Origin of the sequence: Acinetobacter sp. 826659 (assembly GCF_000588515.1) — a bacterium.
Classification (GTDB): Bacteria; Pseudomonadota; Gammaproteobacteria; order Pseudomonadales; family Moraxellaceae; genus Acinetobacter; species Acinetobacter pittii.
This window is the reverse complement of record NZ_JFYD01000001.1, coordinates 397,699-416,253: the sequence shown is the minus strand read 5'-3', so window position 1 is coordinate 416,253 and position 18,555 is coordinate 397,699. Positions and strand designations below refer to the sequence as shown.

17 protein-coding genes are annotated in these 18,555 nt (G+C 38.8%); 9 read left to right on the top strand and 8 right to left on the bottom strand.

Annotated features, from left to right (window positions below; translation table 11 throughout):
* Nucleotides 1–11 precede the first annotated feature (11 nt).
* The 4 genes from pgaA to pgaD are packed head-to-tail and all read left to right on the top strand — an operon-like array spanning nucleotide 12 to nucleotide 5,978.
* Nucleotides 12–2,450: a poly-beta-1,6 N-acetyl-D-glucosamine export porin PgaA gene (gene pgaA / locus J663_RS01970; RefSeq protein ID WP_033847501.1), complete on the top strand. Its 2,439-nt coding sequence runs from the start codon at nucleotides 12–14 to the stop codon at nucleotides 2,448–2,450.
* Entirely contained in the window at nucleotides 2,450–4,276 is a 1,827-nt protein-coding gene (pgaB, locus tag J663_RS01965; RefSeq protein ID WP_033847499.1) for a poly-beta-1,6-N-acetyl-D-glucosamine N-deacetylase PgaB, read from the top strand. Before pgaA ends, pgaB begins: the two co-directional genes overlap by 1 nt.
* Nucleotides 4,276–5,523 carry a poly-beta-1,6-N-acetyl-D-glucosamine synthase gene (gene pgaC, locus J663_RS01960; protein ID WP_014207132.1) on the top strand — a complete coding sequence of 416 codons (1,248 nt, stop codon included), beginning with the start codon at nucleotides 4,276–4,278 and terminating at the stop codon, nucleotides 5,521–5,523. Before pgaB ends, pgaC begins: the two co-directional genes overlap by 1 nt.
* Nucleotides 5,520–5,978, top strand: a complete 459-nt coding sequence (gene pgaD / locus J663_RS01955; RefSeq protein ID WP_033847497.1) for a poly-beta-1,6-N-acetyl-D-glucosamine biosynthesis protein PgaD — start codon at nucleotides 5,520–5,522, stop codon at nucleotides 5,976–5,978. Before pgaC ends, pgaD begins: the two co-directional genes overlap by 4 nt.
* Nucleotides 5,979–6,017: 39 nt before the next feature.
* Here the strand turns inward: pgaD and J663_RS01950 are convergent, their stop codons facing one another.
* From J663_RS01950 to J663_RS01930, 5 genes are all read right to left on the bottom strand, one after another.
* Nucleotides 6,018–6,581 (bottom strand): hypothetical protein, encoded by a 564-nt coding sequence (locus J663_RS01950; protein WP_033847495.1) that lies wholly within the window; start codon nucleotides 6,579–6,581, stop codon nucleotides 6,018–6,020.
* A gap of 149 nt (nucleotides 6,582–6,730) precedes the next feature.
* Complete coding sequence (locus J663_RS01945; RefSeq protein WP_033847494.1) at nucleotides 6,731–7,735, bottom strand: LLM class flavin-dependent oxidoreductase; 1,005 nt, start codon at nucleotides 7,733–7,735, stop codon at nucleotides 6,731–6,733.
* A gap of 133 nt (nucleotides 7,736–7,868) precedes the next feature.
* Nucleotides 7,869–8,375: a hypothetical protein gene (locus J663_RS01940; protein WP_017480838.1), complete on the bottom strand. Its 507-nt coding sequence runs from the start codon at nucleotides 8,373–8,375 to the stop codon at nucleotides 7,869–7,871.
* A 236-nt stretch (nucleotides 8,376–8,611) separates the two neighbouring features.
* Complete coding sequence (locus tag J663_RS01935) at nucleotides 8,612–9,031, bottom strand: glycine zipper domain-containing protein (RefSeq protein ID WP_033847492.1); 420 nt, start codon at nucleotides 9,029–9,031, stop codon at nucleotides 8,612–8,614.
* 192 nt (nucleotides 9,032–9,223) lie between these two features.
* The gene (locus tag J663_RS01930; protein ID WP_033847490.1) at nucleotides 9,224–10,126 is read right to left on the bottom strand and encodes a LysR family transcriptional regulator; all 903 of its coding nucleotides are present in this window, start codon (nucleotides 10,124–10,126) and stop codon (nucleotides 9,224–9,226) included.
* Between the two features lie 119 nt (nucleotides 10,127–10,245).
* Here J663_RS01930 and J663_RS01925 point away from each other — a divergent pair, with 119 nt between their 5' ends.
* From J663_RS01925 to prmC, 3 genes are all read left to right on the top strand, one after another.
* The gene (locus tag J663_RS01925; RefSeq protein WP_033848029.1) at nucleotides 10,246–11,085 is read left to right on the top strand and encodes a type 1 glutamine amidotransferase domain-containing protein; all 840 of its coding nucleotides are present in this window, start codon (nucleotides 10,246–10,248) and stop codon (nucleotides 11,083–11,085) included.
* A gap of 289 nt (nucleotides 11,086–11,374) precedes the next feature.
* A complete protein-coding gene (gene prfA / locus J663_RS01920) occupies nucleotides 11,375–12,463 on the top strand; it encodes a peptide chain release factor 1 (protein WP_033847489.1) in 1,089 nt (362 codons plus the stop codon).
* On the top strand, nucleotides 12,463–13,278 hold the full coding sequence (prmC, locus tag J663_RS01915; protein WP_033847487.1) for a peptide chain release factor N(5)-glutamine methyltransferase: 816 nt from the start codon (nucleotides 12,463–12,465) through the stop codon (nucleotides 13,276–13,278). The genes prfA and prmC overlap by 1 nt, the downstream gene beginning before the upstream one ends.
* A 2-nt stretch (nucleotides 13,279–13,280) precedes the next feature.
* Here the strand turns inward: prmC and J663_RS01910 are convergent, their stop codons facing one another.
* From J663_RS01910 to J663_RS01900, 3 genes are all read right to left on the bottom strand, one after another.
* Nucleotides 13,281–14,120 carry an ABC transporter permease gene (locus tag J663_RS01910; RefSeq protein ID WP_033847485.1) on the bottom strand — a complete coding sequence of 280 codons (840 nt, stop codon included), beginning with the start codon at nucleotides 14,118–14,120 and terminating at the stop codon, nucleotides 13,281–13,283.
* A 3-nt stretch (nucleotides 14,121–14,123) separates the two neighbouring features.
* The gene (locus tag J663_RS01905; protein ID WP_033847484.1) at nucleotides 14,124–15,098 is read right to left on the bottom strand and encodes an aliphatic sulfonate ABC transporter substrate-binding protein; all 975 of its coding nucleotides are present in this window, start codon (nucleotides 15,096–15,098) and stop codon (nucleotides 14,124–14,126) included.
* 242 nt (nucleotides 15,099–15,340) lie between these two features.
* Nucleotides 15,341–16,369 (bottom strand): AraC family transcriptional regulator, encoded by a 1,029-nt coding sequence (locus tag J663_RS01900; RefSeq protein ID WP_033847482.1) that lies wholly within the window; start codon nucleotides 16,367–16,369, stop codon nucleotides 15,341–15,343.
* Between the two features lie 169 nt (nucleotides 16,370–16,538).
* Between J663_RS01900 and J663_RS01895 the strand changes: the two genes are divergently transcribed.
* Entirely contained in the window at nucleotides 16,539–17,309 is a 771-nt protein-coding gene (locus tag J663_RS01895; protein ID WP_033847481.1) for a 3-hydroxyacyl-CoA dehydrogenase, read from the top strand.
* Nucleotides 17,310–17,328: 19 nt separating this feature from the next.
* The gene (locus J663_RS01890; protein WP_033848027.1) at nucleotides 17,329–18,465 is read left to right on the top strand and encodes an acyl-CoA dehydrogenase family protein; all 1,137 of its coding nucleotides are present in this window, start codon (nucleotides 17,329–17,331) and stop codon (nucleotides 18,463–18,465) included.
* Nucleotides 18,466–18,555 lie beyond the last annotated feature (90 nt).

The following is an 18,555-nucleotide window of genomic DNA, read 5'->3' as shown; positions in this document are numbered from 1 at the left end:
CGATTATCAAAATGCTAAAAAAATGTGTTTTTTCATTGGTATATATCTTGCCTCTTAATTTATATGCTGCTCAAGTAGATGAATTGCGAGAGCAGGCTATTCACACTTACAAAACTGGGCATACTCAACAAGCAATATTGCAATTAGAACAATTGCTAAATAAGTACCCGCATGACCAAAAATTACTAGCTGATTATTTAGTTGTCATGTCAAGTGAAAAAAGAGATTTATTAACCTTTTCTCAGCATTTAGCAAATGTTAATTATGTGAATTTTCCAGAATATGGGCAACTACCATTAATACGTAATTTTCGTGATTTTAAACACTTTAAAGATGCAATTGATTGGTCGAATAAATTTAATATTCAAAAGACATTTGATGGGCAGATTTTATTAGCGGTTCTATATGCTGAGGCTAAAGACCCTGTAAATGCTAAGGTGCATTTATCAGGTATTAAGAGTAAAAATCTTACAGCTGATCAATTTGTTCAAATTGCTTATGCATATCGACTTATTAATTCACCTGTAGATGCTTTATCTGCAATCGAGCAAGCTTATCAACAACAACCAAAATCTTTTGCGGTTTTGCAAGAATATAGTTACGACTTGGCGGCTGTAGGCGCTTATAAAAAAGCTCAGCAGTTGCTGCTTTCCAGCGATAAAAATACGCAAACAGAATCGTTACAACACTGGTTAAAAGTCAGTGAGTTTTCTCAACGTGTAAATAACGCAATTACTCGCTATAAATATTTGAATCGTGAAGGCATGTCGGACAGTGAAGGCTTTGCCGAGCTTGATGCTGTGTTGAAACAAGGTGAGCAAATACAGCCTTTGATTCAACCGTCAGATCCTAATTATTCAAGATTTCATTATGACTATTTATATGCGTTGGACTTCCGTGGGCGTAGCCGTACGGTATTAGATGAATTTACTAAATTAAATGTACCGTTAGAAAAGCTACCGGCTTATGTACGTCATGCGATTGCTGATAGTTATTTAGCTGAAAGACAACCGAAGCAGGCTGAACTCGCTTTTAAAACCTTACTTACCGAAAAAAACTACTCAGATATGACGGTATATACGGGGCTTTATTATTCTTATATTGAACAAGAAAAATATAAACAAGCTGATCAACTTTTGAATGATGTTGATAGGTTGATCCCTATGTATAAATATAGTCAAGCCAAAGGGGTGGATAAATCAAGCCATCCTGATCGTGATGATTATATTGCTTTACAAGGCATGCATTTAGCTTATGCAAATCATTTGGATCAATCAGAAAAGCATTTTCAAAAACAAGTAGATCTTGCACCTGCTAATGAAGGTTTAATTAACAACCTTGCTCGTGTTGAGCGCTGGAGAGATAAACCGTTACAGGCGAAGAAAACAATTGATCGTTTAAATGGCTTAACGCCAGTTGCTAAAGATACACGTATTAATCAAATGCAAAATGCTCAGGCTTTAGGAGATATTCCTGAATGGCGCAAAAGTACAGAAAGTCTTTTGCAATATTATCCTGAAGATAGCGGTGTAGTTAAAAGTCGAAAAGAGTTGGATGATCGTGATAGAGCAACCATCTCGCACTCAACGACTTGGGGCCAGAGTAAAGCAGAAAATAGCGATTCTGTGAGTGGGCAAAATGGCTTAAAAGATCGAGAAATGGAAACTCGTATTAATAGCCCTTGGATTAAAGACAATTATCGTCTATTTGCTTGGCATCAAGATCGTTATGGTGAATACCGTTTTGGTGATGTGCATGACCAACGTTATGGTGTTGGTGCTGAGTGGCAAGCAAACCGTAAGGCATTGTCGGCAATTTTGTCGCAAAGTACAGATGGTAGCCAAGCAGGTGCTCGTCTTGATTGGTCGCAATGGTTAAACGACCACTGGCAATATCAATTGCAATATGACAGTCAGGCTAATATTCCATTACAAGCAATTGATGCTGGTGAGGATGGACAAGCTTACCGTGCTGCTTTGACATGGCAAAAAGATGAGTCACGCCAAATTGGAGCGAGCTATGGCTTAACCGATATAAGTGACGGTAATAAACAACAAGAATTTTCTACTTTTTGGCGTGAGCGATTATTTGATGCGCCTCACCATATTACTTACGGAACCGTTCGTGGATTTTATGGCAGCAATAGCCAAGATCAGACTGCTTACTTTAGCCCAAGCAATCATTACAGTGCCGAGTTGAATTTAAGCCATGACTGGGTCACTTGGCGAGAGTACGAACGCTCATTTAAACAACATTTTGAAGCTGGAGTAGGGCTATATAAACAAGCAGATTACTCAGCTCGACCAACATACTCTTTGCAATATCAACATCAATGGCAGCTCTCACGGACTTGGCAACTTAATTATGGAATTGGTTGGCAATACCATCCATACGATGGTCATGATGAACAACATACCTACGGTATTTTCGGATTTGAAGGGCGTTTTTAATGAATAATATGATGTCAAAAATGTTGAGCTGTGTGTTTGCCTCAACGTTATTACCCGTACAATTTGCCTATGCCCGCATTGAAACTGAACTACCAAAAAACCATACGGTTTCTTTAACTTTTCATGATGTGCGAGATGATGTGCTCAAGGAAGGTGACCGCGATGTTTATGCGATTCAGACCAATAATCTGGCACAGTTTCTCGATTGGCTTAGTCAGTCGGATTGGAAACCGATTCGTCTAAAAGACATTGAAGAGGCACGTAAGCAAGGTAAAGAATTACCTCATAACTCTATTCTACTGACCTTTGATGATGGTGCTTTAAGTAGTTATAGCCGAGTATTTCCTTTGCTGAAGCAATATCAGATTCCAGCAGTTTTTGCTCTTCCAACAAGTTGGTTAAATGGTAATACAAAAGCGGGTTATGAAGCCTATGGTCAAGGTAACTTGGTGAACTGGGCTCAAGTTCGTGAAATGCAAGCATCTGGGTTAGCCGAGTTTGCAAGCCATAGCGATGATTTACATCATGGGGTATTAGCCAATCCTCAAGGCAATGAGCAACCTGCTGCTACTTCTTATTCTTATTTAAAATCGCAATCACGTTATGAAACCGATGCGGAATATCAACAACGTATTTTGCAGGATTTAAAAAAATCTTATGCAGTTTTGAAAAAAGAAGTAGGGGTTAATCCTAAAGCAATTATTTGGCCTTATGGCGCCGTGAATGAACAGTTAGAGAAGCTAGCACAACAGGCAGGTTTCCAGTTTTCATTCAGTTTGGGACGTGATGGTATGAATCGCGTGAGTGACTCAACTTTTAAGCGTAGCTTAGTCATTAATAACCCAACAGCCGAACAACTGACAGAAGGTATGTTAAATATTCTGAACTTTGAAGAGTCAGATTTATTTAAGCAGCCACGTCATTTTGTGAGTATGGATTTAAAGCAGTTAGCAGCGCAGCAAAATACTCAAACTGATGAAAAACTTGGGCAGTTGTTATCAAAACTGTATAGCTTAAAAAACAACGCTTTAATCTTAAAGCCTTTGGAAGACACAGATGGAGATGGACAATATGATGTTGCTTATTTCCCTACAAATAAAATGTCTGTTCAACAAGATATTTTAAATCGTAGTTTATGGCAGGCTCAAACTCGTGCAGGCCAATCTGTAATATTAGAATTGCCTGCTTATCCGCAAAAAGATAAACCATTTTTAGCTGTAGATTTGGCTAAAGATATTGCACGTTTCAATAGTAATTTAAGCGGTGTTCAGCTTAATGCAGGATCATCTTTAAATTGCGCAATGCAAAAAATAACCGTGCAAGAAAGCAGTTGCATTGAACAATCAAAACAGCTCGAACAACTGAGTGAACTGACTAAAGAAGCGGTCAAACCTTATTTAAATATGAGTAATCAGGCACAGTTTAGTTTATTGCTTACACCTGATTTAGATCATGTGGAAAATCTACCTGAGCTTATAAAAACGCTTTTAATGCAACATGATTTAGTCAATTTGAAGTTTGATGTGATTGGTAAGAAAAAACAATTTAATCAGTTGTTAACACTCTTAAATACACTTGATCAAAATGATAAGCAAAGAATAATGCTGACTTTAGTATTACCAGAAAATTCGCAAAAAAATGCTTGGGAAGAGGTTCAGCAAGGACTCTTTTCTATTCAGCGAGTAGGAATCCAGAAATTCGGTATTGATCGCTATGACTTTGAAAAATCAAAAGATGTTCATAAATATCTATATAATCCGCTTAGTCTGAATACTAGCCCTGTGATGTATCAGCCTTTTGCTGGATTGGTAGAGGGGAAAAAGTAATGAGAGTATTACTCGATATTCTGTTTGCTTTTGCCTTTTTATATCCCTTACTGATGGCTTGGACATGGATGGTAGGGGGACTTTGGTTTTTCTTTAAAAGAGAATACCGCGAACAAGCGCTTCCTGAACCTACAGGTGAAGGATGCAGTATCATCATTCCGTGTTTTAACGAAGAAGCCCAAGTACGCCAAACAATTCGTTATGCGCTACAAACCAAATATCCTAATTTTGAAGTCATTGCTGTTAATGATGGAAGTAGTGATAGGACCGCCGAAATTCTCGATGAATTGTCAGCGCAAGATTCACGACTTCGTGTTGTACACTTAGCAGAAAATCAGGGTAAGGCCGTAGCTTTAAGATCGGGAGTACTGGTTAGTAAATACGAATATCTTGTTTGTATTGATGGAGATGCGTTGTTGCATCCGCATGCGGTACTTTGGTTAATGCAACCATTTATTAACTTCCCGCGAATTGGTGCTGTAACTGGTAATCCACGAATTTTAAACCGATCTAGTATTTTAGGAAAATTACAAGTTGGTGAGTTTTCTTCGATTATTGGTTTGATTAAACGTGCACAACGTACATATGGTCGTATTTTTACCGTATCTGGTGTGATTGCAGCATTTCGTAAAACTGCACTCGCTCGAGTCGGGTTTTGGTCAGACGATAAAATTACCGAAGATATTGATATTTCATGGAAGTTACAGCTCGACCATTGGGATATTCAGTATATTCCACAAGCGCTTTGTTATATCTATATGCCTGAGACATTTAAAGGTCTATGGAAACAGCGTCTTCGCTGGGCGCAAGGTGGAGTAGAGGTTCTTATAGAATATATTCCACAAATGTTCAAATTGCGTGTTCGAAGAATGTGGCCGGTCATGATTGAGGCGCTAGTCAGTATTATCTGGTCTTATGTGATGATCATGATCTTCACGCTATTTTTTGTGGGATTGTTTATTGAGCTGCCTCAGCAATGGCAGATCAAAACGCTTATGCCACAGTGGTACGGTGTAATACTAGGCGGAACATGTTTGATCCAGTTTTTAGTGAGTTTGTGGATTGATCATCGTTATGACCGAGGGCGTTTTTTTAGAAATTACTTTTGGGTGATTTGGTACCCGTTATTTTTCTGGTTACTAACTTTGTTTACAAGTGTTGTTGCGGTACCAAAAACTTTATTTAACACAAAAAAACGTGCCCGTTGGGTAAGTCCAGATCGAGGCTTCCGTGGAGATAACCCATGAAACTTGAGGAAAATAAGGATATAGAGACTTTAGATATCCCTGAATATATTGATCAGCCGGAATATGTCAAAAATAAAACAGCAAACTATACATTACAAACCATTGGCTGGATTTGTTTAATGTGGTTGCTTTTCCCGTTGGTTTCACTATTTTTATGGGTTTTTGAAGGTCAATTAATTTATGATTACGTCTGGGTAGACCACTTATCAGAAGTTAAGACCTTATTACATTTAGCATTAATGATCGGAATTAGCGCGCTTATTTTAATTTTATGGGCAAGTTATAACTGGATTAGGTTTAGTGGTGAGGACCGACGTGCTAAGGCACCTAATAGTTCTGTAGAATTATTAGCGGCCCAATTTTCAGTTACTTCCGACATGCTAAATGATTTGCAAGAAAAACAGCGCATCATTTTGCATTACGATGATCATGGTAATTTGCAAAAATATGAGTAAATAAAAAAGCATGGCCTAAAACCATGCTTTTTTTTACTTTTATGGCATTGCTCTGATAATAATATCAACGGGTTGTTCTATACCATCCATGCTGTGAATAGATCTATTGGTAATTTTAACAATTGGCCATGTTTGCAATTTACAGTTGGGTTTTTGAAGTGCTGCATAATAACTGTCGGATTTAAAAAATACTTTTTTGGTGGTTGCAGTATTGGGAGTCAAAAGACGCTTAAGCCATGGTTCGTTTACTTGAGTTTCTAGAAACCGCAATGCCAGAATGCTCTTAACACGATTGTTAAATAACCTGCGGTTTTTGATAATAAGTGGGTGAGTAATTAACTTATGTGTACCCATCTGACTATGGGGCAAAATAAAATGAGGGGTGATTTGGAAGACAGTCACAAATTTTGCTTGCTGACAGATTTTTTCAAGATGAGTCACGCTATCTTGATTTGTACCAATAATCGCGACAGATGAATGTGAAAAGTCAAAATCTTTAATTGACGTTGAGGAAATCACTTGACCAGTAAAATCTTCGAAATCTTGAGAGATATTCTGAAAAATTACTGATTTTGAAGTGTTATTTTTAATATTAATACTCATTTTCCAAAAGTCCTTTTGGTTTTTTAAATCATGATGTTTTTATCGTTTTAATATAAATAACCAAGCAGGAAGTTGGGGTAAAGTCTTTTCAGATAGATGGTCATCCCATACTCGAAATCAATTCAAGTATGGGAGCTTGAAGTAGAATTTTATAATCCTGTTTTTACATTCATGAGTTGTGTAAAGCTTTCTAAACGTTTAGCTGTATCGTATACATCACATGTAAAAATAAATTCATCAACATCGTATGTCGCTAATAACTTTTGTAAGCCAGAGCGAACCGTATCTACAGAACCAATTTGCGCCATTGCATAAAAGTTTTCGACAGAAAGTTGTTCTGCTGTATTCCATAATCCCTGCATTGATTCAACTGGTGGTTTCAGCTTTAAGCTTTCACCACGGATTAAACCTAATACGCGTTGGTAAGCACTAGTTGCTAAAAATTGTGCTTCTTCATCTGTATCTGCAACGACAACAGGCACACCCATTGAAACATACGGCTTATCTAGATACTCAGAAGGTTCAAAGTTCTCTCGATAGAGTTGAATCGCTTGACCTAACATACGTGGTGCAAAATGTGATGCAAATGAGTAGGGAAGTCCAAGTTTTGCGGCGAGTTGTGCACTAAATAGGCTAGATCCAAGTAACCAAACAGGAACATGGGTGCTTTGCCCTGGTGTTGCAATAATTTTTTGTCCTGCTTGAGGTACATCGAAATATTTTAAGATTTCGACAACATCTCGAGGAAACTGATCTTCTGTTTCTTGATGGCCACGACGTAAAGCTCGCATGGTGAGTTGATCTGTACCGGGAGCACGGCCTAAACCAAGTTCAATACGATTTGGATATAAAGTAGCAAGCGTCCCGAACTGTTCTGCGACAACTAAAGGGGCATGGTTAGGAAGCATAATTCCGCCTGAACCTAAGCGAATATGCTGTGTATGTGCTGCAATAAAACCGAGTAAGACAGCGGTAGCTGAACTTGCGATTCCATCCATGTTGTGATGTTCTGCAAGCCAGAAACGTTCATAACCTAGTTTTTCTGCATGTTGTGCCAATTCTAATGCGTGACGTAATGAGAATTCGATGGTTTTATCATTACGAATAGGAGCAAGTTCCAAAATAGAGAACTTGGTATCTTGAAGTGATCGCATGCGATATTCTCGAATAAGGATATATCGAAATAATACGATATATAGGGTGAGATGTATATCGTTTTTTTTCGATATTAACTTTTACCCCTCAATAAAAAAGCACCCGAAGGTGCTCTTTTGATTCATTTGTGTATTAGCGGTTTTTATACCAACCACGGTGTAAGCCATTGTCATGGCGACGGCTACCGCCTTTATAATAACGACGGTCACCATCGTAATATCTACGGTCATCACGATCGTAACGACCGCGATCATAACGGTCATCGTAATTACGATCTTCAGCAACTTTACGACCTAATGCAGAACCACCAGCTGCACCTACTGCTGCACCGATGTATCCACCGTTGGTGCCGCCCATATTTTTGCCGACTGTATAACCAGCACCACCACCTAAAGCACCACCAATTGCAGCTTCTGTACGATTACGACGATCACTTGCTGCTGCTGCACCACCAGCACCACCTAAAGCAGCACCGATTGTTGCACCTGAGGTACCACCAATACTTTTACCAATTGCAGTACCCACTACACTACCTAAAGCAGAGGTTGCAGCAACACGTGTACCATTGTCAGCATGTGCAACTGTTACCATAGAAGATGTTGCAATTAATGCACTAGCCAACCAAATATTCATTTTCATCGTAGAACTCCATGTCCTTTTTACTGGAAGGACAGTTATCTTTATCTTGGGGTAAATGTAATAAAAAATTTCGTGATAATTATGGAGAACCCCAAGGGTGATACAAGTGTTTTGTGTCTGTTTGTAGTGTTTGTATTAATTTGTGGATAAACCATGAGCATACGACAAATTAGCTTTTAATCACTCATAATAAAAAAGCACCCGAAGGTGCTTAAATATCTGTTCGTCAAATTTGATTAGTGATGACGACGGTGTTTTTTCTTCCAGTGTTTAGAAGATTTTTCTGTATAACGGTCTTTAGAGATTTTATTACCTAAAGCAGAACCACCCGCAGCACCTAAAGCAGCGCCGACATAACCACCATTTGTACCGCCCATGCTTTTACCAACCGTATAACCAGCACCACCACCTAAAGCACCGCCAATCGCAGATTCAGTACGGTTACGACGATCGCTTGCAACAGCTGCACCACCCGCACCACCTAAAGCAGCACCAATTGTTGCGCCAGATGTACCGCCCATGCTTTTACCAATTGCAGTACCTGCTACGCTACCTAAAGCAGAAGCGGCTGCTACATGTGTTGTATTGTCAGCATGTGCCACAGTAACCATTGAAGTTGCGATAACAGCGCTACATAACCAAGCATTTAATTTCATTTTTGACTCCATGTCCCTAGTTGCAGGACCCTATATCTTTTGTTACGGCAAATGTAACAAAACACTTCTCCCCAAATATGGAGAACCATCTTTTGATTATTGCAGTTTAGTGTCTGGTTTGTATGTTTTCTATTAAAATAGAATATTTAATACTCATATAGATAAATTAAGCTTTATTTAGTTTTGACGGGGTTAGTCACGATCAGAACATAGAAAATTTATTAAAGCTCTTGTCGCAGACGACATATGTTTATGTTGTGCGTACAGTAAAGAAAAGGGCCGTGTGTGACCTGCATAACCCTCAAGTAGGGGCTGCAATTTTCCTTGCCGGATCTTTTCATTAACAATAAAGCTATAACTCTGACATATTCCTAATCCACTTTCAGCAAGAGAAACTACTCCCAAAATATCTTCTTTTACTAAAATCCGATTTGATGGTATCCATTGAATTTCATTATCACCATTTTTAAAAAACCATGGAGTGACCTTACCTGTGCTCGGTAATTCAAAGGCAATACATTGGTGATGGTTTAAGTCTTCCAAGGTTTGAGGAACACCCATACGTTTTAAATATTCAGGTGAGGCAACAAGTTGAAGAGGGGCAAGCTCCAAAGGTCTGGCAATGAGAGTGCTACTAGGAAGCTGACCTTGACGAATAGCTAAATCAAATCCTTCCGCAATTAAATCGACGTTTCGATTAGAAATACTAATTTCAATTTGAATGTCCGGATATTTCAAAAGAAATTTTTCTAATAAGGGGGGTAGACGATAGTGCCCATAAGTCGTAGGTACACTTAATTTAATTTTTCCAGAAATTTGTAGTTGTTCACCTTGAACCACGCGTTCAGCATGGTCAATTAACTGAAAAGCATGTTGCATCTTTTCATAATAAAGTTGACCTGCTTCGGTCAGACTTAAATGACGAGTAGTTCTTCTAAAAAACTGTATACCTAATTTTTTCTCGAGTCTTGTAATTGTTCTACTAATGACCGAAGGCGTTGTAGATAAATCAATTGCAGCTGCACTAATAGAAAGCTTTTCAGCCACGATTAAAAACACTTCAACATCGGCAAGATGGTCAAATTGGCGAGACATTTTGTCCTCAAACGCAAAAAAGATTTGCAAAGGTAGTTGTTTATTTACCTGATTGGCAAAAATAGAATATATCCATCCAAAATATAAATCCAGCAAATGGTTGGAATGAAGGTCGAATGATGAAATCTCTAAATAAAATAATGCTTGCAGTAGTTGCCGTTTCAGCAGCATTCAGTGCAAATGCTGCTCATGTGTTGGTTGTATTGTCTGATGAGGCGCATTTAGAGCTAAAAAAAGGTCATATTTTTAAAACAGGCTTTTACTTAAATGAGTTGATGCAACCTACAAAAATGCTTTTAGATGCAGGTCATACAGTAACTTTCGCTACACCAAAAGGAAAAGCTCCAACCTTAGATGAATCATCAAATAATGCGATGTATTTTAACCAAGATGAAAAAGCATTAAAGCAATATGCAAATTTATTACATGATTTAAAATTAACATCTGCTCAAGATTCTCCAGTTGTGAGCCTATCTCGTATTGAGCAAATTGGTGCGGGTCAGTTTGATGCTATTTATATTCCAGGTGGGCATGCACCTATGCAAGATCTATTAAAAGATAAACAACTTGGAAAAGTACTTACAGCTTTCCATAAAGCTGGTAAACCTACTGCGTTGGTCTGTCACGGTCCTATTGCGTTGATGTCTACTTTACCTAATGCCTTGGAAGTAGTTGGTCAACTAGAACAAGGTAAAACAGTCAAAACTGGCGAATGGATTTATAAAAATTATCGAATGACGGTGATTAGTAATCAGGAAGAAGAGCAGGCTAAAGCTTTATTAAAAGGTGGAGAAATGAAGTTTTATCCACAAACGGCTTTACAGTCACTTGGCGGTAAGTATCAAAGTAATACCACTGCATGGACTCCAAATGTGGTGGTGGACCGTGAACTTATTACAGGACAAAATCCAGCGTCGGCTGTTTTGGTGGGCAAAACCTTATTAGAAAAATTAAAATAAGTAGGCTGGCAAAGAGGTTTTTTAAACAAAGCCTCTATTGTCATATAGAGGGAAAATATAACTTATTATTTTCTACAGAACAGCCAAATTATAGGCAAGTAATAAATCTTATTCGAAATCATTATATTTATACGCCTCTACTTATTGGGAAAGTTGATGAATTGGCTGATTATATATGTCATTTAAGCAGCATAATCTGTAAACTATGCGCTATTTTTACGATTTTGCTTATCTTCTATACTTACATAGCCTTCGATAAGCTTTTTGGACTTTTGAGATATTTCCTCTTATGAAAGCGTCACTCCGTTTACGACTTGATCAACTCTGTGATCGACATGAAGAACTTACTGCATTGCTTGCAGATGCTGAAGTGATCTCCGATAACAAACGTTTCCGTAAATTGTCTCGTGAACATAGTGATTTATCTGAAATTACCGAAGTTTGGGGCAAATACCGTCAAGCAGAAGAAGATATTGAAACTGCTGAAATGATGAAGTCTGACCCAGACTTTAAAGATATGGCAGAAGAAGAAATTCAAGCCAATAAAATATTGCTTGAAGAATTAGAAAGCCAGCTCAACATTTTGATGATTCCAAAAGATCCAAATGACTCTAATGCGGCTTATTTAGAAATCCGTGCTGGAACAGGTGGTGATGAAGCTGCGATTTTCTCTGGTGATTTGTTCCGTATGTACAGCAAATATGCCGAGACACAAGGCTGGCGTATTGAAGTCCTTTCTGAAAATGAAGGCGAGCATGGTGGCTTTAAAGAAGTTATTTGCCGTGTAGATGGTGATGGCGTTTATGGTCGCTTAAAGTTTGAAAGTGGCGCGCATCGTGTACAACGTGTGCCAGCAACTGAATCACAAGGTCGTGTGCATACATCAGCTTGTACAGTTGCGATCTTGCCTGAAATTGATGTTGATACCAATGTTGAAATTAATCCGGCAGATTTACGTATCGATACTTACCGTGCATCAGGTGCGGGTGGTCAGCACATTAACAAAACCGATTCAGCGGTGCGTATTACTCATATTCCAACCGGTACAGTAGTTGAGTGTCAAGAAGAGCGTTCACAGCATAAAAACAAAGCTAAGGCGATGGCATTGTTAGTGTCGCGTTTAGAAAATGCTAAACGTGCAGCAGCAGATGCAGCAACTTCTGAAATGCGCCGTGATTTGGTTGGTTCTGGTGACCGTTCTGAACGTATCCGTACTTATAACTACCCACAAGGTCGTATGACGGACCATCGTATTAACCTAACTTTATATAAGTTAGACGCGATTATGGAAGGTGATTTAACTGAATTGCTCGATAGTTTACATCGTGAATATCAGGCAGATCAGCTTGCAATGCTTGCACAGGAAAACGGCGGCTAATGAATATTGCTCAAGCGCTTGCAATTCGTGGTGAGCCTGACAGTTATGAACGGCAAGAAAATGCTTGGTTACTTGAGCATTTTCTAAAAATCAATTCGCTTGAATTAAAGTTTAGACTTGAGCAAGAGTTAACTGCCCAACAAGAGCAAGATTACTTGACTGGTCTAGAACGTATCCAAAATGGTGAGCCTTTAGCTTATGTGACGGGTTCACAGCCATTTTGGACACTCGATTTAAAAGTAACGTCTGATACTTTAGTGCCACGACCTGATACTGAAATTCTAGTTGAAACCGTTTTAAATCTAAATTTGCCAAATACTGCAAATATTGTTGATTTGGGAACGGGAACAGGTGCAATTGCGCTTGCATTAGCAAGTGAACGTCCAGATTGGCAAGTCACGGCAACTGATATTTATGCGCCTACTTTAGAAGTCGCAAAAGAAAATGCACAAGTTCATAATTTGCAACGTGTGAAATTTGCCTGCGGCGCTTGGTTTGAGGCACTTGAACTACAAAAGTTTGATTTAATAGTTTCTAATCCGCCGTACATTGACCCTGAAGATGAACACATGCAAGCTTTGGCTACAGAACCACGCCGTGCATTGGTTGCAGATCATCAGGGACTGGCTGATATTGAGATTATTATTGCTCAAGGGAAAAATTGGTTAAAACCGCAAGGCTGGATTGCACTAGAGCATGGTTATGATCAGGGGCAAGCTGTTCGAAATATATTTGCTGAGCATGGTTTTAGTGAGATTAAAAGCATTCAAGACTATGGCCAAAATGATCGAGTCACTTTGGCATGCTGGATTTAAAGTTATTTTTGTAGCGTATCACGCCAACGTAACAACCAGTTTTCGATAAGTTTCATTAAGGTATCGGTTACTTTACCCAATAGCGCCAATAAAATAATTGCAATGATAACAATATCAGGTCGAGACGTTTCTCTGCCATCACTGAGTAAATAGCCAATCCCTTGTGTGGCCGCAATCAGTTCAGCTGCAATCATAAACATCCACGATAAGCTTAAGCTGTTGCGTAAACCCGTTAAAATGCCGGGAGAGGCTGCCGGTAAAATAATAGATATAATCCGCTGAAAAGCATTAAGTCGATAAACTTTTCCAACTTCAATGAGCTTTTTATCTACATTATGAATTGCTGCAACTGTATTGGTATAGGTTGGAAAGAATGCTCCGATTGCAATTAATGTAATTTTAGACCCTTCATCAATCCCCAACCAAAGCAATAACAGTGGAATCCAAGCAAGACTTGGGATCGATTTAATGGCTGAAAAAGTTGGTTCTAAATATGCTTCTGCTTCTTTACTTAATCCAACCCAAATCGCAAAAATTAAACCTAAACCGCTTCCTATAATAAAGCCCAACAGAACACGCCATGTACTAATATAAATATGGGCAAACAGGTCGCTATGAGCTAAATCTAAAAAAGATTGCCATAAACTAGACGGTGCAGGGAGTAGATAAGCATCGATATAGCCATTTCTGACAAAAAACTCACAAGCCGTTAAAAAGATAAGTGGAATGAGTAGCGCTTTAAACCACCGTGTAAATTTGTGGTTTAGATGCTTTTTCTGAGATTTTAAAGCCTGCTGAGCTAAGAATTGATTTAGCTCAGCTTTGTTAAGTGAATCACTCATATACTATTTCACGACTTTTTGAGCAAAACGTGGGTCTAACAACTGATCAACCACTTGATTGACGTTGGTACCTTTTCTAACCAAGTCTTCTTCTGTCAAAATTTTCCCAGAACGTTTTAGCGCTTGTGCTTGAGTTGCTGATGGAATGCTTTGATCGAAGTTGGTTCGGCTCAGTTGTAGTTTAGCCACAGGTAGGGGAAGTTTTGATTCTTGAGCTAAAAGTGCTGCCACTTTATCTGGATTGGCTTTTGCCCATTTTCGGGCTTGTTCGTAGGCTTTAATAACGGCTTCTACCGCTTCAGGGCTTTGCTTTGCAAAATCTTCTTTAACGCTCAGTACGCTATAGCTATTAAATCCAACATTACGATAAAGCAATTTTGCACCCGATTGAATTTGAGCTGAAGCCATTAATGGATCAAGTCCAGCCCAAGCATCTACTTGGCCACGCTCTAATGCAGTTTTTCCATCTGGGTGTTGTAGATGAACCAGTTGTACATCACGTTTACTCAAACCGACTGTATCTAGTGCTTGTAGTGTAAATAAGAAAGGATCGGTTCCTTTGGTAGCTGCAATTTTTTTACCTTTTAAATCTTTTAGGCTTTTAATTGTTGAATTTTTTGCGACAACAAGCGCGGTCCATTCCGGTTGGCTTTGTACATAAACCGTTTTAATTGGACTACCATTCGCTCGACTTAATACAGCAGCTAATCCAGCGGTAGAAGCAAAATCGATGCTGTTACTGTTGAGATATTCTAATGAGCGGTTACTACCTTGACTAAAAACCCATTTAATTTGGGTATTTGGCAGTGCTTTTTCGAGAAGTTTTTGATCTTTAACGACTAAACTGGTTGGTGCATAGTAAGCATAATCAAGCTTAAGCGTAGTCGGAATTGCTGCAAAAGCAGATGAAGCAAATACAAACCCCAATGTTGATGCCAACAAAGTCTTTGGTAGAGAAAATTTTGATTTTAAAGACATGATAAAAATAAAACCGAAATGAAATAGGAGTTCATCCTTTCACGTGTTTAGAGGCTTATGAACTTAGTTATTTTGATTTATAAATCAGTTTGAAAGATAAAAGTTTGAGTAAAATTATAAATCACTGTTTTTATGACTATTATCAAATTTTAAATAATGCATTTATCTGAAATATTGAATTTAAAATACATAAATATCATAAGCTTAAATTCTAACGCCTTAAGCTTCATTCGATGTATATGTTATTGCTTGTGTCCAGTTAAATTATCTCGATATGCACCTGGGCTGACGCCAGTCCATTTTTTAAAAGCACGGTGAAAGGCACTTGGGTCATGGAAGCTTAAATCTTCACTAATATCTTGAATTGAGTCATCCGTTTTGCTTAAGCGTTGAACAGCAATATCACAGCGGATTTCATTTTTAATTTGTTGATAGCTTACACCTTCATGTTTCAGTCTACGTTGAACGGTGGCTTCTGAAATATTGAGTTGGTGAGCTACATCTTTAAGTTCGGGCCATTGTGCAGGGTGGAGTTTCAATAAATGGCGACGAATAAGTACACTTAAGGCATTTTCATTTTTAAAGCGAACTAAAAGATTTTGCGGAGTTTGCTCTAAAAAATCATAAAGCGCTTTTTTATCTTTCTTAATTTTAATATCTAAATAGTGGGCATCGAACTCAACTCGATTTATCTCAGCATTAAATTGAATATCTTCACCAAAACGAACTAAATAGTCCTGAATATCGTTCGGTTTAGGACAACGTACCATAATAGTATTTAAACCAATTCGCTGGTCTACCAACCAGCACATAAGTCCGTGTACTAATATTAAAAAGGTTGCGTAGGTAAACATACGTTTAGGTTGTTCATGATCATGAATCACTAAATAAGCTTTTTCTTGTTCTCGAATGAGTTCTCCATGCATATCATCTAAAACAAAGTTAAAAAACTTCAAAATATCGTAGAGTGCTTTTTCTAAAGTTTCAGCCGTACTGACGAGTTTAGTCAGTAATTTATAGCTTCCACGACGCATGGGGTGGCTATCCATCCCAAAAAACTCATCGTTCATGGCATTGGCAAGCTCTATCCACAATTGGGCATAGGTTGTAACAGGCACACGTGCCTTTGGAGACATCAGTAATTCAGCGGGGATGCCTGCTTTATTTAGAATTATTTGTGTATTTAGGCCTTTGGCATAAGCCGCACTCAGTGCTTCATGTACTAGTGCAATCGAAATTGTGCCTTTACTTAAAGATGATTGGACAACCATGTCAAAGACTCATATTTTCTTCATATATTTCAAGTGAAATACTGCATATTTAAAATTTGGATTGATCAAAAGCTGCAAGCATTTTGAGGCTTTTTGAAATTGTATCGGAAAACAACAACTTTTACTCTCACTACTAAGTTTAAAGAACATTTCTATAGGATCGTAAATAATGAAAATTCAAGGGAAACATTTTGTCATTACAGGTGGTGGCTCTGGTTTGGGTGCTGCAACAGCTGAGTATTTAGTCCAGCAAGGTGCTTCAGTTACCTTGGTAGACATGAATGTAGAAGCAGGCGAGCAACAAGCAAAACAGTTGGGGCCAAAAGCTGACTTTGTAAAACTTGATGTGACCGATGAAATTGCTGCTGAACATTTCTTTAAGGATGTTTTGACAAAACATGGTCATTTACATGGTTTGGTGAACTGTGCCGGTATTGGCCCTTCTGCGAAAGTAGTTGGTCGTGAAGGCGTACATGATTTGGCATTATTTTCAAAGACTTTAAATATTAATGTTACAGGTACATTTAACATGCTGCGTTTTGCAGCAGATGCAATGAGTAAAAACACGGTTGAAGAAGATGAAGAAGACCGTGGCGTCATTGTTAACACTGCGTCTGTTGCCGCATTTGATGGTCAAATTGGTCAGGCTGCGTATTCTGCATCAAAAGGCGCTATTGTTGCGATGACATTGCCAATTGCTCGTGAGCTAGCGCGACATGCCATTCGTATTATGACTATTGCACCGGGGATTATGGAAACTCCAATGCTTAAGGGTATGCCACAAAATGTGCAAGATGCTTTGGGGCAAATGGTGCCGTACCCATCTCGTTTAGGAAAACCAGAAGAATTCGCTCGTTTGGTGGCACATATTGCTGAAAATTCTTACTTAAATGGTGAAGTCATCCGTCTAGATGGTGCAATTCGTATGGCAGCAAAATAATAAAAATAAGGATGTTGAAATGATTCTAAATGCTGAACAAAGCATGGTTCAGGAGATGATGCGTAACTATGCGCAAAATCAGTTAAAACCAACTGCTGCACATCGCGATAAAACTCATGAATTTCCAGCTCAGGAACTCAAAGATTTAGGTACACTAGGCGCTATGGGGATGACTGTGCCCGATGAATGGGGCGGTGCCGGAATGGACTATGTATCTTTGGTACTCGCAATTGAGGAAATTGCCGCAGGCGATGGTGCTATTTCGACAATTGTAAGCGTACAAAACTCTTTGATTTGCGGTATTACACTGGCATACGGTTCAGAGCAGCAAAAACAAACATATTTACCAAAATTTGCATCTGGCGAATGGCTAGGATGCTTTTGTTTAACTGAACCACATGTCGGTTCAGATGCAAGCGCGATTTTATGTAAAGCTGAGCGCGATGGCGACCATTGGGTGCTCAATGGCGTAAAGCAATTTATTACCAGTGGTAAAAATGCTCAAGTGGCTTTGGTGTTTGCGATCACCGATAAACAAGCGAGTAAAAAAGGGATTTCGTGTTTTCTTGTACCGACCAATACACAAGGTTACTTGGTCACTCGTATTGAAGACAAAATGGGTCAACATGCTTCAGACACAGCGACCATTACTTTTGAGGACTGCCGAATTCCTTTAGAAAATTTGGTGGGGCAAGAGGGTGAAGGTTATAAAATTGCATTATCTAATTTAGCGGCCGGTCGTATTGGTATTGCTGCTCAATCGGTTGGTATGGCAAGAGCGGCTTTTGATGCTGCTGTCCAATACGCAAATGAGCGTAAAGCTTTTGGAGTCGAATTAGTTCAGCATCAGGCGGTTGGTTTCCGTTTAGCTGATATGGCGACCCAGATTGAAGCTGCGCATCAGTTGGTTTTGCATGCTGCAACTTTAAAAGATGCTGGGCTGCCTTGTTTAAAAGAAGCCTCAATGGCAAAGCTATTTGCATCTACTATGGCTGAGCGAGTGTGTTCGGATGCAATCCAGATTCATGGTGGTTATGGCTACGTGAGTGATTTCCCTGTAGAGAGAATTTATCGTGATGTTCGTGTAAGCCAGATTTATGAAGGTGCTTCTGATATTCAACGCTTGGTGATTGCTCGCGAAGTGGCTCAAGTTTAAATATTAGATTTTAAAAAAGAGTCACTGGCTGCAAAAAACCGCAATTCTTATGCGGTTTTTCGCAATTAAATGAAACTCACTTTTTAATGA

Bases quoted from the DNA above. Each gene is read 5' to 3' on its own strand.
- pgaA (WP_033847501.1), top strand. From the start codon at position 12: ATGCTAAAAAAATGTGTTTTTTCATTGGTATATATCTTGCCTCTTAAT.
- pgaB (WP_033847499.1), top strand. From the start codon at position 2,450: ATGAATAATATGATGTCAAAAATGTTGAGCTGTGTGTTTGCCTCAACG.
- pgaC (WP_014207132.1), top strand. From the start codon at position 4,276: ATGAGAGTATTACTCGATATTCTGTTTGCTTTTGCCTTTTTATATCCC.
- pgaD (WP_033847497.1), top strand. From the start codon at position 5,520: ATGAAACTTGAGGAAAATAAGGATATAGAGACTTTAGATATCCCTGAA.
- J663_RS01950 (WP_033847495.1), bottom strand. From the start codon at position 6,581: ATGAGTATTAATATTAAAAATAACACTTCAAAATCAGTAATTTTTCAG.
- J663_RS01945 (WP_033847494.1), bottom strand. From the start codon at position 7,735: ATGCGATCACTTCAAGATACCAAGTTCTCTATTTTGGAACTTGCTCCT.
- J663_RS01940 (WP_017480838.1), bottom strand. From the start codon at position 8,375: ATGAAAATGAATATTTGGTTGGCTAGTGCATTAATTGCAACATCTTCT.
- J663_RS01935 (WP_033847492.1), bottom strand. From the start codon at position 9,031: ATGAAATTAAATGCTTGGTTATGTAGCGCTGTTATCGCAACTTCAATG.
- J663_RS01930 (WP_033847490.1), bottom strand. From the start codon at position 10,126: ATGTCTCGCCAATTTGACCATCTTGCCGATGTTGAAGTGTTTTTAATC.
- J663_RS01925 (WP_033848029.1), top strand. From the start codon at position 10,246: ATGAAATCTCTAAATAAAATAATGCTTGCAGTAGTTGCCGTTTCAGCA.
- prfA (WP_033847489.1), top strand. From the start codon at position 11,375: ATGAAAGCGTCACTCCGTTTACGACTTGATCAACTCTGTGATCGACAT.
- prmC (WP_033847487.1), top strand. From the start codon at position 12,463: ATGAATATTGCTCAAGCGCTTGCAATTCGTGGTGAGCCTGACAGTTAT.
- J663_RS01910 (WP_033847485.1), bottom strand. From the start codon at position 14,120: ATGAGTGATTCACTTAACAAAGCTGAGCTAAATCAATTCTTAGCTCAG.
- J663_RS01905 (WP_033847484.1), bottom strand. From the start codon at position 15,098: ATGTCTTTAAAATCAAAATTTTCTCTACCAAAGACTTTGTTGGCATCA.
- J663_RS01900 (WP_033847482.1), bottom strand. From the start codon at position 16,369: ATGGTTGTCCAATCATCTTTAAGTAAAGGCACAATTTCGATTGCACTA.
- J663_RS01895 (WP_033847481.1), top strand. From the start codon at position 16,539: ATGAAAATTCAAGGGAAACATTTTGTCATTACAGGTGGTGGCTCTGGT.
- J663_RS01890 (WP_033848027.1), top strand. From the start codon at position 17,329: ATGATTCTAAATGCTGAACAAAGCATGGTTCAGGAGATGATGCGTAAC.